Raw genomic sequence first — 14610 nt, 5'->3', positions numbered from 1 at the left:
CGATTTACTCTCCGAGCGCCGCCAATGAGGGGTAGTAGACTTTCCCGGTATCGCGCGCCCGCTTCCAGCCGGGCGGCGGCGTACCGACGATCGCCTGCCGCATGGCCATGATGTCGCGTTTCAGCGACAGCGACGCGCGCCAGACCATCATGAAACGGGACTGATCGGGCTCGATGATCAGCGTGTCGCAGACGGCATCGACGCGCGTGCGGTTGGAGTCGATATCGGTGAATTCGACCGGTAAAACGACAGTCGGCAACTGGAATGAACAGCGGCCGAGCGGCGTCAGATTGACCAGCGCGACCGCCTCACCGCCGCGCAGGTAGTCGCATTGCTGATCGGGAGGGGCGCACTGAAAGTACTCGTTGCGGAAATCCTTCGGCAGAAACGGGAATACATCGTCGATCCAGCGCTGATCGTAGGTCCCCGCATATTGCGGGCGCGGATCCCAACTGCGTCCGATCGCGCCGAATGCCATGGGTCGATAGACGCCGCGCGGATTGGTGACCGGGTTCTCCGGCTCCTGGGTGTTCGGCAATGGCTGGCCGACAACAGAATCGAGCGATGTATTGTGGTGGTAACCGACGCCAGCGTGATTGGACGGATAAAATCGCGGCTTGTCGGGATCGCTCTGGTCGACGCCGCCGAACGCGTTGTCGTAGGAAATCGGCAGGACCGTCAAAAACTCCGCCTCCGATGCGGCAAACCCCACCAGCCCCTGCCGCCAGGTGCGCGGGCCGACGACTTCAAACGACTTGGTGATCGTGGCGACACGCAATGCGACATCGACACGCTGGGCCGGCTTGCCGCCGGGCGCGTGGGCGCTGCCGTTGAGCAGAACATCGCAGCGCAACTTGAGCGGTGCAAAATCGCTCTCGTAAATCGGTGCGGAAAACCCCGGCTCGCCGGAGAAGACATCCGCCGTGACCAACGGCTCCTGAATCGGGAGGAGACGAGACCTGTCGCCGTCGGATGGAAGCGTGAATGTCCCCTTGGCAACGACAACGACCGACTCCCGTCCGGAACTGTCGCGTCCGAGCGTGAACCCGGCGGCCATGCGCGTGGCATTGATCAGTTGCATGGATGGATGGCAGCGCGACGGGACATCAGTGTCTCGTCAATCGTGGGAATCGGTGCGTCGTCAGTTGATCTGGACCGACGCGCCCTTGACGCGATTAACGCCCGACGAACGCGAGGAGAGGTACGTCCCGCGCACCATGATCTTCCCGGCCCTCGTCAGCGTGATGCTCGCCTTGCCGCATCGCAGGGTCACCTGTTGATCGCCGCGAATCTCGAAGTTCTCGCCATCGACAATCGCCTGCGTTGAGAACGGGTCGGCGACGACTCCGAGGATGACCGGCTGGGTTTCGTCCTGTCGATCGAGAAAGACCATGACGCGGCGCTGGTCGGCGTGCGCCCGGCGGACTGATTCGATTGATACGCTCTCCAGGCGATCCGCCGACACAATGCAATCATCGGAGAGGGCAACCCGCACGGTGCCGTCGTCGGTAATCGCGGCGATGCGCGCCAATCGCACGTCCGCTCCGGCCGTTGTCAGTTGTTCCCAGGTTGGCGTCTCCATATGTGTCGCTCCTAATTCTCCAAAATCTTTTTGCCTTTGACGATGACATCCTTCGACGCCTTCACCGTGATTTTCCCGGACCCCTGCATGGTGACGTCCTTGCCGTTGATGGTGATGGTGCCGTCTTTTTTCATATTGATGGTCGCCTTGCCGCAACTGAGCGTGATGTCCTTGTTGGAGCTGATGGTCATCGAATCGCCTGCGGAAAGGTCGTAGGTCTTGCCGACGTCGGTCGACATCGCCTTGCCCACCGACGTGCTGGAGTCGGCGCCAACCGAGGTCGACACATCCTTGGCGACCTTGATCGTGCCGCCGCTGCCGACACTCAACGTCATCGATCCGCCGACCGTGATGCTCTCGTTGCCCCCGATTTTGATCGTCTCGTTGCCAGCGACGTCCTCGGTGCGGTCGGCGCCGATCTTGATCGTTTCGTTGGCGGCCACTTCTTCGGTGCGGTCGGCGCCGATCTTGATTTTTTCGTTGGCGCCGACCTCTTCGGTGCGATCCGTGCCGATCTTAATCGTCTCGTTGGCACCGACTTCTTCGGTGCGGTCTTTGCCGATCTTCGTCGTCTCGTTGTTGCCGACATCCTTGCTGCGGTCGTTGCCGATCTTCAGCGTCTCGTCGTGGCCGGTGCTCTGATTCTTGTCGTTTTCGGTACGGATGGTGAGGTCTTTTTGCGCGTGTTGATAGACTTCCTCAGAACCCTTGGTGTCGTCAAATCGGAGTTCATTTGATCCGCCGCCGCCCTTGGTGCTGTTGGATTTGATCGTGCTTTTGTTTTTCTGCGCATCAAGCGGATAGGGCGGCATGTTTTGCGCATTGTAGACCGAGCCGATGACGAGCGGCCGGTCGGGGTCGCCTTCGAGAAACTGCACGGCGACCTCGAATCCGACGCGCGGGATAAACATTGAGCCCCATGAGGGGCCCGCCCACGGATGCGCAACGCGGATCCAGCAAGATGACTTGTCGTCCTTCTTTCCTTCGCGGTCCCAGTGGAATTGGACTTTGATTCGTCCGTACTCGTCGGTGTAAATCTCCTCGCCCGCCGGGCCGGTGACAACGGCGGTCTGCGTTCCCTCGACCACCGGCTTGGGTGTCACGCGGGGCGGGCGATACGGCACCGACGCCGGAATCGCGACAAACGAATTGCTATAATGAAAACGCCCGCCGGTCTCGTCCTGACCCAACGGCTGGCTGGCGGTGTGCCGTACGGACGTGAGGAGATACTCCTGGTTGAATGATTCGCGCCGGTGCTCCTGCATCGTGAACTTAAATCCGGGGATCATTCGTCGGCAGGTGCTCTCGCCGACAGCGCTCAACCGCGGCGATTGCAATGCCTCCAATCGCGCGCGCGCCAGTGTCCCGCCGGTCCCCTGATCGGGATACAATCCCGGGTAGTCGTAGACTTCCAGCTCGGGATTTCGGCGGGCCGATTGATCTTTGAACATGTCGAGCGCCGGCGTTTTGAAATTGTAATCGGTGTGCGTAATCTTCCCGGGCCGAATCTGTTGCGCGGAGCGAAACTGGTAGATAAACTCCTCGGCCTCGACCAAACCGGTCGGCTCACGGAAGAGAACGTCGGGCGTACCGTCAATCGGTACGTGCACACCGGGCGCGTCGGCGATCACCAGGATGTCCTTGCCGTCCCGATGCTCCCACTGACAGAAGATGCCGACTTCTTCCATCAGCCGCATGATGAAGTTCCAATCGGTCTCGCGGTACTGCACGCAATACTCGCGCGGCGCATGGCTGCCCTTCAACGCGAACCGCGAAGTTGCCCCGGAGTTTTTGAGCACCGCTTGAATGATGTCGGGGACGGATTGTTCCTGAAAAATGCGGCTGTCGTATCGCTGGGTCAGCAGCCAGACGCTCGGCACCAATTCGGCGTAGTAGGCGGTGAAGGTCTCGCCGACATGCCCCTGCTCGAATCGGCTGATGATGCCGTTGAGTTCCCGCGCACCGTCGAGGTAATGGATTTGGAGCTGGGCGGCCTGACCGACGATGCCGTCCAAATCGATCTCGGAATCCTGGCAGGCCAGATCGACGCCGAAGTGGAACAATTCCGACATCGCCTCGCGTCCGGACAACTGCAGGACCCGCAGTTCGCCGTCGAACCCGTCGACTGTGAACGTCAGGATCGATTCGGAGGCGACATCAAGTACCATCATCAAATCCCATCAACACCCGACTCAGACAATCATCGTGCGTGCCGTCCGCGGCGCCACGGCGCCGGCATGCGCTTCGGAGGCGGCAATGGTCGGAGCGCTCGCGCGGACAATGACATCGTCGCCGCGCGCGAGTTGGTAACGGCATGTGTCGCCGCGCTCCACCGTGAGTTCGCCGCCACGGTCGGCGACGACCATGTCATAGATGAGCCGATATGTACCACTGATGTTGCCGGAGATGATCGAGCCCCGGACAACGATGCACCCTTCGGTGTTCAGGTTGTCCTGCGCGCCGGACGGATGGATGTACAGGTGTGTTCGAGCGGTTTGAAACAACGGGCGCAACGGGATCCAGTGGGGGCGCAGTGTCCCGCCGTCGGGATGCGGTGTCCCCGGCGCGAGAATCTCCCAGCGTCCCGGCGGGATTGGCCCGCCATGGACGTGCCGCAGCGATCCATGAGAGCCGTGCTGCTTGATCTCCGAGTCAAACCACCAGCGTGATGCGCCGGATCGCGCTTCGGTGATGACCGACGGTCCCCCCGACGACGAATGCGCTTCGAGAGTGCCGCTGAAGATATCGTAGGTCATGCGTGCCATACAGGTATATCAACGCGCCACGCCGCAGTTATGCTGCGTTGCCGTCACCAAACACCAAAGTAAACTCCGACACAGCGTCGATGCCCAACGTCAGCCGTTCCGGCAACGGCCCTGCGGTCATGCGCTGCAGGATTTCCGTCGAGATGCGCGGCAACAGCGAGCCGGACAGGATGTTGTCGATATTGCGCGCGCCGGTCTCCACCTCGGTGCAGCGCGCGGTGATTTGATCGACAACGGCATCGTCGTAGGACAGCGCCATCTTGTGGCTCTCGTTCAGACGTTTGGCCACGCGTTCGAGCTTGAGACGGACGATCCGTCCGATCGCGTCGGATTTCAGCGGGAAAAACGGAACGATGGTCATCCGCCCGACGAGCGCCGGCTTGAAATGGCGATTGAGAATGGGCCGGATCGCCGACACAACGGCTTCATGCGTCGGCGGTTGGTCGGCCATGCCCAAGGCCATGATTTCATCGGTCGCCAGATTGGAGGTCATGAACATGACCGTATTCTTGAAGTCGATCTCGCGCCCCTCACCGTCGGAGAGCATTCCCTTGTCAAACACCTGGTAGAAGAGATTCATGACCTCCGGGTCGGCCTTCTCCACTTCGTCCAGCAGAACGACGGAGTACGGCCGCTGTCGCACCGCCTCGGTCAGTACGCCGCCCTCGCCGTAGCCGACATACCCCGGCGGTGATCCGATCAAGCGTGACACGGTGTGCTTTTCCTGAAACTCCGACATGTTGATCGTCGCCATGAAGCGCTCGCCGCCGAAGAGCAGATCGGCGACGCCGAGCGCGGTCTCAGTCTTGCCGACTCCGGAGGGACCGACAAACAAGAACACGCCGATCGGTTTGCCGGGATCCTGCACACCGGCTTTCGATGCGCGGATACCATGCGCGACCGCGGAGACCGCGAAGTCCTGTCCCTTGATGCGTTCCTTGAGTCGCTCCTCGAATGTCAGGATCGCCTCGGCTTGATCTTTGACCATCTTGCCGACCGGAATGCCGGTCCAGTCAGCCACGACCTTGCCGATCACCTCGGGCGTGACTTCCAATGGTATGAGCGGCGAGGAACCTTGTGTCGATTCGAGCTTGGCCTTCGCCGCCTTGAGTTGTTTGGGATCGCCCGGTATGGAAACCGCCGGGTCTTTGACAGGATTGGTCTCCTGGCCGTCGCCATTGCCCCCCATCAGCCGCTGACGTATCGCGAGATACTGGTCGACGGCTTCCTTTTCGGTCTGCCACTGTTTCTCCAGTGACACCGATGCCGACTGTTTGTCCGCGATCGCGGCGTTCAGGTCTTTGATGCGCACATCGTCATCGTCGCCGCGCCCGATCAGATCGCGTCGGTGTGCGTTGAGTTCCCGCGTGAGCATTTGAATCTGCCTGGTCAAGTCCTCCAGCGCATTCGGACGCGAGGAGATGCCGATCTTCACGCGCGCCGCGGCCGTGTCGATCAGATCGACCGCCTTGTCGGGGAGCAGCCGTCCGGAAATGTACCGTCCCGACAGCTCGGCCGCCGAGACCAGCGCGTCATCGGGGATGTGCACGTTGTGCGCCTTCTCATAACGCTCGCGCAGTCCGCGCAGCATGACAACGGTATCGGAAACCGACGGTTCATCGAGCTTGACCAGTTGGAAACGCCGTGCCAGCGCCGGGTCTTTCTCGAAGTACTTCTTGTATTCCGACCACGTGGTGGCCGCGATCGTGCGCAACTCGCCGCGTGCCAGAGCCGGTTTGAGCAGATTGGCGGCGTCCGATCCACCGGCCGCACCGCCGGCGCCGATCATTGTGTGTGCCTCGTCGATGAACAGAATGATCGGGACGCCCGATGACTTGACTTCGTGAATGACCTGCTTGAGACGGTTTTCGAACTCGCCTTTGACACCGGCTCCCGCCTGCAAGAGCCCGAGGTCGAGCCCCAACAGCGACACGCCTTTGAGCAGATCGGGCACATCGTCTTCGGCGATGCGCAGCGCCAACCCCTCGACAACCGCGGTTTTGCCGACACCGGGCTCGCCGACAACGATCGGATTGTTCTTCCGACGCCGGGCGAGGATATCGACCATCTGACGAATCTCAGTGTCACGTCCAAAGACCGGATCGATCCCACCCTGTCTGGCGCGCGCGGTAAAGTCGATGCAGAATCGTCCCAGTGCCGTGTCGCCGCCGGGCGTCCCCTTGCCCGCCTCCGCTACGCCGGATGCGGCCGCTGCGCGGACCTGCTGCGTCTCCATCGATACGGCCGTGATGTCGTCGAACTGCTTGAGCAGAACTTCGGAGTCGACGGCATCCAATTCGAGCACTTCGCCGCCGACGAGGTATTGCGCGCGATTGTCCATGAGCGCCAAGAGCAGCGTACCGGAGCGCAGCACACCGTGACCGAGGTTGACCGATCCGGCCAGCCATGCCTGCTGCAGCCAGCCGGACAACAACGGCGAAAAGACCGGCTTGCCGGTGTTGCCCGCGCGCAGCCCTTCGACATTGTGTTGAAACGCGCCGATCACGCGCGAGGGATCGATCTCGAAGTGCCGGAGTATCTGCTGGACATCGGCCTGCGGATTGTCCAGCAGCTTCAGCATGATGTGATCGACGGTCACCTCGTAGTGGGCCCGCGCCACGCACAGCCCCGCCGCCGCCTCGACCGCCCCGCTTGCGTACGCATTGAGCTTGCCCAGCAACGGCCGCAATTCCAGTTTCGCCATGAGGTGTGTCCTATCGGGGATACATCCCCGCCTGCAATGTACTCTTTAAGAAAAGGTGATTGCCACCTCGGTTGTCGAGCGCTCAAAGAATCCTGCGGTCCAGCCCAGCGCGCCCTCCTGCCCCAGGCGGACACCCAAATGCGCGGTGTCGCCGCGATCCAGCGTTATCTCGACATCATGGGCCAATGCATCCGAGGCGGCCAATCCCGCCAGCCGGCGCACTGTATCGAGCAACTGTTGCCCGGGCAGAAAGCGGCGGTAGGTTTCAAGATTCACCGGGCCGACCTGGATACGAAACTTTCCCGTGCAATCGGGCACGCGCGCGCCGATCGTGCAATCGTCGCCGAGACGGCAGGCATGGGCTCCCAACCGCGTGCGTTGGTCATCGCGCAGGTAAACCCAGCGCGGCACGCATTGCGCGATTCGGACCGGCAGCGGATGCAGCAGCGTCCGGAGAATAGCGCCGACCGCCGACGCCGAACGCGGCGACTGGCTCCACAACCCCGCAAATCGCAATAGCATCGGCGCGGGCACACCCGTTTGGGGACGTGCCTCGGGCTGATCGAACCCGGAGAGAGCAAACAGCCGCCACGAGCATTCATCGCGGGCGTGGCGTTCGAACAGAAGATGCCCGCGATACTTCAGCAACCCGCGATACAACAACGACAGGAGACGGTGATTGAAAATATCGAGAAAGGCGCGCAACGCGTGGTTGTCGTCGTCAGCGATTCGTTGCAGCACCAGTTCCGAGTAGAAATTCGGCAACGGCGAGTGGGCGCCATACAGTCCCAGGAACGTCGACGTCAGACGCCGCGCCGGCGGTGTCGGGGAATCATCCGTGAAGTCTTCGATCTCGCCCGGAGGAAACGCCAACGACGCGCTCGGTCGTAAACGGACAAACTCCTCCGAGGGCGGCCCCTGAAACCCCGGCTCCGGCGCATCACCATACGCGCGCCGCAGCAGCCACATCGCCTGCATGAAGGCGAAGTGCGGGGCGCGAACCCGCAGCGCTTCGGCTACAGAAGTGGTCGGGATCCCAGCATCGCCGGCCATTGGTAGATCGCTCCCTGGCGCGTCCCGCGCACTGACAGCCGCGTGAACGCATTGATCGTGGCATATTGGCCAAAAAATCGATTCAATACCGACGCGAACAAATACATGTCCCCTTCACCGGCAAAGCTCTCCTCGTCCATTTCCAGATCGACCGCGATGCCGCGATGGGCCGCCCCATGGCGGATCATGTCATCAGGCGCGGCCTTGACCCTGGTGATGCCCTCCAACCGCTGTCGTCCGGTGCGGGCCGCCTGACGGTCGGAGAGCGCCGGGAAGTTGTACATCCCCAGCATCGCACGCAGCGAATTGACATCGGCCAACGACAGGTAGTTCAGCGATTGGTGTGCGACCAAATGCCACAGGAGACGTCCCTCCAACGGCGGTGCAACCGATGGCGTGACGCGCGTGATGTTGTTGAATGTGGCGAACGCCGGCGACTGCGAAGTGGGCACGTTGATCTCGCCGGGATGCAGCTTCGCGGGCAGATTTCTATTGGTGCAGGTGAGATCGGCGGCGACCGTCTCAGTCGGCGGCATGACACCGGACTCCGACTCGGCAACAAACGACAAATAGACGTCAGTACCGGCGCCTACCGATGCTGGACGCAGGCGCACGTTGTAATACGGGTCGCCATCGGCGCCCTCGGTACCCGGAACATGCGAAAACGAGAAGAAGCGTTTGTATTCACGTTCTTTCAGTGTCCCCTTGGTCCATCCCAGCACCTTGTCGACTGAAAAGACTTCGAAGTGGTCGGGGTCGGAGGCATCGGCGCGCAAACGGTATTCGGTGCGTTCGTGATCGACCGTCACCGGCGCCGAGCGCATGCCCTGAAGATTGACGATCGGCGTGCAACCGGCGCGGATCATGTCGCGGCCGATGCGCAGTTCACCGGGGGGATTCTCATCGAAGGTGACGACGAAGGAGAAATCCCGGACGGACTCCATCTGCGCCAGCGGACGCAAGTCGACGATGTCGATAAAGTGATACCGCTCCGGCAGCGCGAAGAACTCCTGCAGCAGTCGATACGCCGCAAACGATTCCGACGGATACGGCAACAACGCTTCGGCGTCATCGAACCCGGCGGGGACAACGGCTGACACCGGCAGCGAGGCACTTTGTGATCCCGATTGCAGGGTGACCGACTGAACATGACGACACAGCCACAAGTACAGAAGTCCGACCGGTTGCGCGTCACCGTGCAGAAACAAGCGCAGCGGACCCAAATCCAGTCCCGACATGTTGACCTGCTCGCCGACGGCGAACGTGACGGTGAGCGACGCCGCCTTTGACAACGGGACATCGAGCTTAACGTCACTGATGCGAAATGGATACAGCCGCACGTCGGCAGTCGTGCGAAAACGGCAGCGCGTCCCCTCGACCGGCGCCGATTCAATCGATGTGCCGCGCTTGATGATCTGTGTCTCCTGCAGCGTCGCGGCCGCCTCGAATTGTAGAATCGACATCGCCGGCACCGGACGCAGATAGTGCGGCCACAAAAGATCGACCAGCGCATGGGTCAGCTCCGGCAGTTCGCTGTCGAGCCGCTGACGGATGCGTCCGGTGAGAAACGCGAACCCCTCCAACAGCCGTTCGACATCCGGGTCAGTCCCGGCTTCGGCGAGCATCGGTGCCAGTTGCGGATGGGCCCCGGCAAATTCGCGTCCCATGGCGCGCAGGTAGGAGAGTTCGTCCTGGTAGTATTTGTTGAACATATTCAGTGAATGAACTGGACGTCGGGACAACAGACGCGACTGCTAACTCTCCTCCACCGCCAGCCCGGAGCCCCCGCTCGCTTTGGTCGAGAAGGCCACCGGAAGATCGTCTTTCTCCGTGATCAGACGCGCGGTGATCTCGAAGCGCACATTGAGCGGGTCATCCTCATCGGGCGACCAGATGACGCGCACATTCTTCAGGCGCGGCTCATACTTCTCGATGGAGGCCTGGATCGCCTGCCGCATCGGCGTGATCGAATCGGGAAAGGCGTACATGAATTCGTTGAGGTCGGGAATCCCGTAATCGGGCTGCGCCGGCGCATGCCCATGACGGCAATTGAGCATGCGCGACAGATGCAAGAGAACCGATCGTTTCAGCCGGCTGACATCGACCTGGAGCCGTCGATCCCCTTCCGGATTGGGGTCGGAGAGCCGTTCCAGCAATGTCCGTTCGTTGATGTTCATGCGCCTGCCGTCAGCAAAGAGAATCGTCACGCCAATGAAAACGGCGGCCCCGGATGCTGTCCGGAGCCGCCGATGGACCGCGTCAATGTCGAATGAATCCGAGGGCACCAGCGCTATTTGCGTTGACGCCAATCGTCTTCGGATTCGATGCCATCCGGCTCCCAGGTCCAGATGATCTTACGGTACGTGAAGGACACGTCTTCCATGTGGCCCAGCGATTCATACTGGGGATCGAGGCAGTTGGGCACCCAGGGTCTCATCGAGACGACGATCGCATCTTCAAGCTTGACCGTGAAGTAGTGCTCCTCGATGCCGGCCTTGTCGATGCGGTACCACTTGAGCGTGACATCCTTCATGCGCTCACCGGAGGTCAGCGCCTGGTACAGCTTCGGCGAGGCCTTGTCGAACACTTTGGTGACGACGAGCGGGTTGTGGACGCGCAGACCCGACGGCTGTCCGGTCTGCGGATCGCGGGGGATCGTGATGTCGTGTTGCAGCGCCTGGCAGAGGATGGTCCCCTCGCGCCCGCTCTGGTCGCACGAACCCTCGATCGCACCCTGCGCCTCACCCTCCAGCGTCATGTAAAATGGCATTGGCATGACGTAAACCCTCCTACGGGATTGCTGGTGTGCTCACTTGGCGTCGGCGCCCCCCGCCAGCGTCTTACTTCTGATCCAGCTTTCCGACCAGCGACAATGTGATATCCGAACCCATGTATTTGAAATGCGGTCGTACCTTCAAGTCGACTTTGTACCACCCCGGATTGCCCTCGACGTCCTCGACGGTCACCTGCGCCTTGCGCAACGGCTTGCGGCTGCGGACACCGGGTTTGGGATTGTCCATGTCCACAACGTACTGACGGATCCAATCATTGAGTTCGCGCTCCAAATCGGCGCGTTCCTTCCAACTGCCGAGGTTCTCGCGCTGCAGGACCTTCAGATAGTGCGCCAGACGCGAAACGATGAAGATATAGGGTAGCTGGGTTCCGAGCTTGTAGTTCAACTCGGCGTCTTTGCCTTCTTTGGAGGTACCGAAAAACTTCGGCTTTTGCGCCGAGTTGGCCGAGAAGAAGCAGGCATTATCGGAGTCTTTGCGCATCGTCAGGCCCATGAAACCCTCTTCAGCCAGTTCGAACTCGCGCCGCTCGGTGATGAGGATCTCGGTGGGAATCTTCGCCTGCACTTCGCCCATCGACTCGAAGGTGTGGATCGGGAGGTTTTCGACGGAGCCGCCTCCCTTGGGGCCGATGATGTTCGGACACCAGCGCCATTTCGCAAAGCTGTCGGTCAAACGGGTCGCGAGGGCAAAGGCCGTGTTGCCCCACAGATAGCTTTCGTGGTTGTCGGTGACCGTTTCATTGTAGTCGAAGGACTTAACCGGGTTGTCCTTCTTGTTATAGGGCAACCGCAGCAGGAAACGCGGCGCGGTCAGACCGACGTAGCGTGAGTCTTCCGACTCGCGAAACCCGCGCCATTTCGTGTACCGCGGTCCCTCCATGATCGACTTGAGGTCTTTGAGATTCGGGAACTTCAGCCAGGTGTCCTCGCCGAAGAATTGCGGCCCCGCCGCGGCAATGAATGGCGCATGCGACATGGCGCTGACCGACGCGCAGTATTGCAACAGGGCAATGTCCTGCGAGCCGGGACCGAAATCGTAGTTGGCCACCATTGCTCCGACCGGGGACCCGCCGAATTGTCCGTATTCGCGGGAATAGACCAGCTTGTACAGACCCGACTTGGGAATTTCCGGCGAATCCTCAAAATCGTTGAGCAAATCTTCCTTGGAGACATTGAGGTACTCGATTTTGGTGTTTTCGCGGAAATCGGTGCGGTCGACCACCAATTTCAGCCCCCGCCAGGCCGATTCCATCTTCTGATAGGATGGGTTGTGGAGGATCTGATCGAGTTGACGGCTCATCTTCTGGTCGATCTCGGCGATCATTTCATCGACGATCTTCTGCTGGACACGCTCGCCCTTGCGATCGGGCTGCGACAAAAGCCCGATCAACTCGCGCATTCCCTCGCGCGCCGCGCTGAACCCCTCGTCGGAGGGCTTCAGCTTGGTCTCCAGCAGGATTTCCTCGACGAGCGATCCACCCGCCGCCGCGCCGGACGAGCCCTCTGGCTGTTGCCGTTGTTCTTCCGCCATCTGTGCTTTCTCCTGTTTCGACTCGATTCAGTTTCGGCGGTCTCAGCCCCCGATGCCCAACTCCTTCATCAGCTTGTCGCGCGCGGCATCGTCGGACATGATGTCCATGATCTTCTTGCGGAATCCCGGGACATTGCCCAGGGGTCCCTTTAGCGCCAGGAGCGCATTGCGCAACTCCAGGAGCCGTTTAAGCTCGGGGACCTGCTGGGCGACCGCTTCCGGCCCGAAGTCTTTGACATTCTCGAACTTCAGGTTGACCGGCATCTCAGCGCCTTCTTCTTCGGCCAAGACATTCTTGACGTTTGCCTGAACAGCGAGATTCTGCGCCTTCATCACATCGTTGAAGTTGTCCTTGTCAACGTTGATGACTTTGCGCTCCTCTAATGGGGTGTCATCGGGACGTTGGGTGTAATCGCCCAGCATCAAGAGTTTTAAGGGAAGCTCGCGTTCTTCGTCGACCCCGGTTGCCGGCTTGTAGACGATGTTAACTCGTTCCTTCGGGGCGACCGATCCTTCCTGCGCCATACGCCATCACCTCGTCAGTGTGGTCCTGCGGTTCGACTGATCAAACGGCCAAAAGTCGCTCTTTATATTAAAGGTTAACGGTCGCCGATGCACGACTTATTCCATCGATAATAAAGCCGTTGGGTCCAGGCGTGACAAACGGTCCTGAAGCAAATTGGTCTTCTGAATCAGCTCGGGCGTCGCCTTCCGCGTGTCTTTCAGCAAAAGTCGGCGCGCCGACAGCAAGGCCGTATAGACCGTCTTGCAAAGATCTGGCTCCCATGCCTCGAGATTATGCCGATCAATGAGGGTTTCCAGTTCTTCCAACAGGGGCGCCGCGAGGATCACACGACCTGAGTCGAGGCAAAGTCGCGCCAATTCAAGCCGCCAGAGAAACCGCGCCCGATGCTCACCGGTGGAAGAGATTCCCGCCTGCATGCGCCCCACCGCCTCAGTCAATTTGCCTTTGCCGGCCAGACGCCGCGCCTCTTCGACCGCCTCCTCTAGTCCGGGCGGGGCGCCGGTAATGGCGCCCGGACCACCCCCCTGGGGAGCGGACATCTCCTTGACCATCTTATCTAAGTACTTGCGAGTCTGCGGGTCGGCGAAGGGCACTCCGCCGGCAAACTCCAAGACAGTCAGGTCGGGAAGGCGGCGTAATAATGAGACGATTTCGGCTCGCACCGCCTCGGCGGCAAGGTCGTATTGCTCACCCAGCTCATCGAACGCTTTCAGAAGATAGTGCTGCAAGTCCAGCCAGAGCGGGGAGTTATCATATGCCGTTTCGATTGTCTCCAGCATCGGCCCCCACTCTGCCTTGGCTTCTTGGGTATCGAGACGCGCCCGAATCTCAGGGCCGGGGGCGGGGATCTGCGTGACCCCACTGGTATCCGGCGGCGAAGTCTGCAGCGGCCCCCAGGTTGAGGCGCGCAACAACCGGTATGCGATCGGGTCTTGCGGGGCGGCGCGACGGATAATCTGGCAAATCTTGGCGATCTTCGTGCGAATGTTCTGGTAGACTTTGCGCGCGTCATCGGGGGACGAGGTATCGTCAACATCTCCCGAGGCGACTTTCTCTGCCTGGGCCTTGCGGGTTTCGGCGGCTTTGACCGCCGCCTCAAGGTCCTTGATGTGCGCGTTGACCAGCCGTTCCAAGTCGGCCAGCCCCGGGGCATCATCGGCGAGCTTCTCATTGAGCGCAGCGCCAAGTTCTCCCAGGACGGCCTTGCAGGTTTTCATTGCCTCCATCTCGCTGGCCGTGGGCTTGCGGTCGGGCATCGACGTGCCGAGCCGTTCGCACAGCCATACGAACCCCTCGATCCGGCCGCGTTTGCGTTTGAGCGGCGGCTCCATCGTGTCCCAGAAAGTCGTGACCAGATCGCGCAGGATCGAAAATCCGGCAGCCAGACCGGCATAGTCGTGGCGTTCAAAGAGCGCCAGCGAGAGGTAGATGCCGACTAAGAGATGCTTGGATCGGTTTTGCAGGATATCGACACCGGTATTCTCGACCAAACTCCACTCGACCGTCTCGCCGGTGACCGAGTCGAGCTTCTGCATCTCGGCGCGAAGCTTTTCATAGTCCTCGTCGAACTGCACCGATGCCCCGACCGGACTCTCTCCGGCGATCGGGGTCTTGCCCAATCCTGTGATGTCAGCCAGCTCGCTCATCGCACAGTG

Annotated in this window: 12 protein-coding genes; all 12 read right to left on the bottom strand. The window is 60.8% G+C overall.

The genetic code is table 11. From position 1 onward, the window contains the following. Positions 1–4: 4 nt before the first annotated feature. The 12 genes from VGB22_00745 to tssA all read right to left on the bottom strand — a co-directional run bounded on the left by VGB22_00745 (position 5) and on the right by tssA (position 14601). Complete coding sequence (locus VGB22_00745) at positions 5–1081, bottom strand: DUF2169 domain-containing protein (protein HEX9749805.1); 1077 nt, start codon at positions 1079–1081, stop codon at positions 5–7. Positions 1082–1141: 60 nt separating this feature from the next. Then, on the bottom strand, positions 1142–1582 hold the full coding sequence (locus tag VGB22_00740) for a hypothetical protein (protein ID HEX9749804.1): 441 nt from the start codon (positions 1580–1582) through the stop codon (positions 1142–1144). A gap of 11 nt (positions 1583–1593) precedes the next feature. Next, positions 1594–3753: a type VI secretion system tip protein TssI/VgrG gene (tssI, locus tag VGB22_00735; protein HEX9749803.1), complete on the bottom strand. Its 2160-nt coding sequence runs from the start codon at positions 3751–3753 to the stop codon at positions 1594–1596. Between the two features lie 21 nt (positions 3754–3774). Next, entirely contained in the window at positions 3775–4347 is a 573-nt protein-coding gene (locus VGB22_00730) for a hypothetical protein (GenBank protein ID HEX9749802.1), read from the bottom strand. A 28-nt stretch (positions 4348–4375) separates the two neighbouring features. Next, on the bottom strand, positions 4376–7051 hold the full coding sequence (gene tssH / locus VGB22_00725) for a type VI secretion system ATPase TssH (GenBank protein HEX9749801.1): 2676 nt from the start codon (positions 7049–7051) through the stop codon (positions 4376–4378). Between the two features lie 45 nt (positions 7052–7096). Further along, entirely contained in the window at positions 7097–8104 is a 1008-nt protein-coding gene (gene tssG / locus VGB22_00720; GenBank protein HEX9749800.1) for a type VI secretion system baseplate subunit TssG, read from the bottom strand. Next, on the bottom strand, positions 8068–9816 hold the full coding sequence (gene tssF / locus VGB22_00715; protein ID HEX9749799.1) for a type VI secretion system baseplate subunit TssF: 1749 nt from the start codon (positions 9814–9816) through the stop codon (positions 8068–8070). Before tssF ends, tssG begins: the two co-directional genes overlap by 37 nt. A 42-nt stretch (positions 9817–9858) precedes the next feature. After that, positions 9859–10413, bottom strand: coding sequence for a type VI secretion system baseplate subunit TssE (gene tssE / locus VGB22_00710; protein ID HEX9749798.1), 555 nt, complete (start codon positions 10411–10413; stop codon positions 9859–9861). Next, positions 10395–10880 (bottom strand): Hcp family type VI secretion system effector, encoded by a 486-nt coding sequence (locus tag VGB22_00705; protein ID HEX9749797.1) that lies wholly within the window; start codon positions 10878–10880, stop codon positions 10395–10397. The genes tssE and VGB22_00705 overlap by 19 nt, the downstream gene beginning before the upstream one ends. A gap of 64 nt (positions 10881–10944) precedes the next feature. After that, positions 10945–12429, bottom strand: coding sequence for a type VI secretion system contractile sheath large subunit (gene tssC / locus VGB22_00700; protein ID HEX9749796.1), 1485 nt, complete (start codon positions 12427–12429; stop codon positions 10945–10947). 42 nt (positions 12430–12471) lie between these two features. Next, entirely contained in the window at positions 12472–12954 is a 483-nt protein-coding gene (gene tssB, locus VGB22_00695; protein ID HEX9749795.1) for a type VI secretion system contractile sheath small subunit, read from the bottom strand. A gap of 96 nt (positions 12955–13050) precedes the next feature. After that, entirely contained in the window at positions 13051–14601 is a 1551-nt protein-coding gene (gene tssA / locus VGB22_00690; protein ID HEX9749794.1) for a type VI secretion system protein TssA, read from the bottom strand. Between the last annotated feature and the right edge of the window lie 9 nt (positions 14602–14610).

This window comes from Candidatus Zixiibacteriota bacterium (assembly GCA_036397555.1).
Taxonomy (GTDB): domain Bacteria; phylum Zixibacteria; class MSB-5A5; order WJJR01; family WJJR01; genus DATKYL01.
This window is presented reverse-complemented; position numbering and strand designations above follow the sequence as displayed.

What these genes read in the sequence shown, in the direction of transcription:
- tssG (HEX9749800.1), bottom strand. Translation starts at nt 8,104, where the DNA reads ATGGCCGGCGATGCTGGGATCCCGACCACTTCTGTAGCCGAAGCGCTG.
- tssB (HEX9749795.1), bottom strand. Translation starts at nt 12,954, where the DNA reads ATGGCGCAGGAAGGATCGGTCGCCCCGAAGGAACGAGTTAACATCGTC.
- tssA (HEX9749794.1), bottom strand. Translation starts at nt 14,601, where the DNA reads ATGAGCGAGCTGGCTGACATCACAGGATTGGGCAAGACCCCGATCGCC.
- tssH (HEX9749801.1), bottom strand. Translation starts at nt 7,051, where the DNA reads ATGGCGAAACTGGAATTGCGGCCGTTGCTGGGCAAGCTCAATGCGTAC.
- VGB22_00730 (HEX9749802.1), bottom strand. Translation starts at nt 4,347, where the DNA reads ATGGCACGCATGACCTACGATATCTTCAGCGGCACTCTCGAAGCGCAT.
- tssF (HEX9749799.1), bottom strand. Translation starts at nt 9,816, where the DNA reads ATGTTCAACAAATACTACCAGGACGAACTCTCCTACCTGCGCGCCATG.
- tssC (HEX9749796.1), bottom strand. Translation starts at nt 12,429, where the DNA reads ATGGCGGAAGAACAACGGCAACAGCCAGAGGGCTCGTCCGGCGCGGCG.
- tssI (HEX9749803.1), bottom strand. Translation starts at nt 3,753, where the DNA reads ATGATGGTACTTGATGTCGCCTCCGAATCGATCCTGACGTTCACAGTC.
- VGB22_00705 (HEX9749797.1), bottom strand. Translation starts at nt 10,880, where the DNA reads ATGCCAATGCCATTTTACATGACGCTGGAGGGTGAGGCGCAGGGTGCG.
- VGB22_00745 (HEX9749805.1), bottom strand. Translation starts at nt 1,081, where the DNA reads ATGCAACTGATCAATGCCACGCGCATGGCCGCCGGGTTCACGCTCGGA.
- VGB22_00740 (HEX9749804.1), bottom strand. Translation starts at nt 1,582, where the DNA reads ATGGAGACGCCAACCTGGGAACAACTGACAACGGCCGGAGCGGACGTG.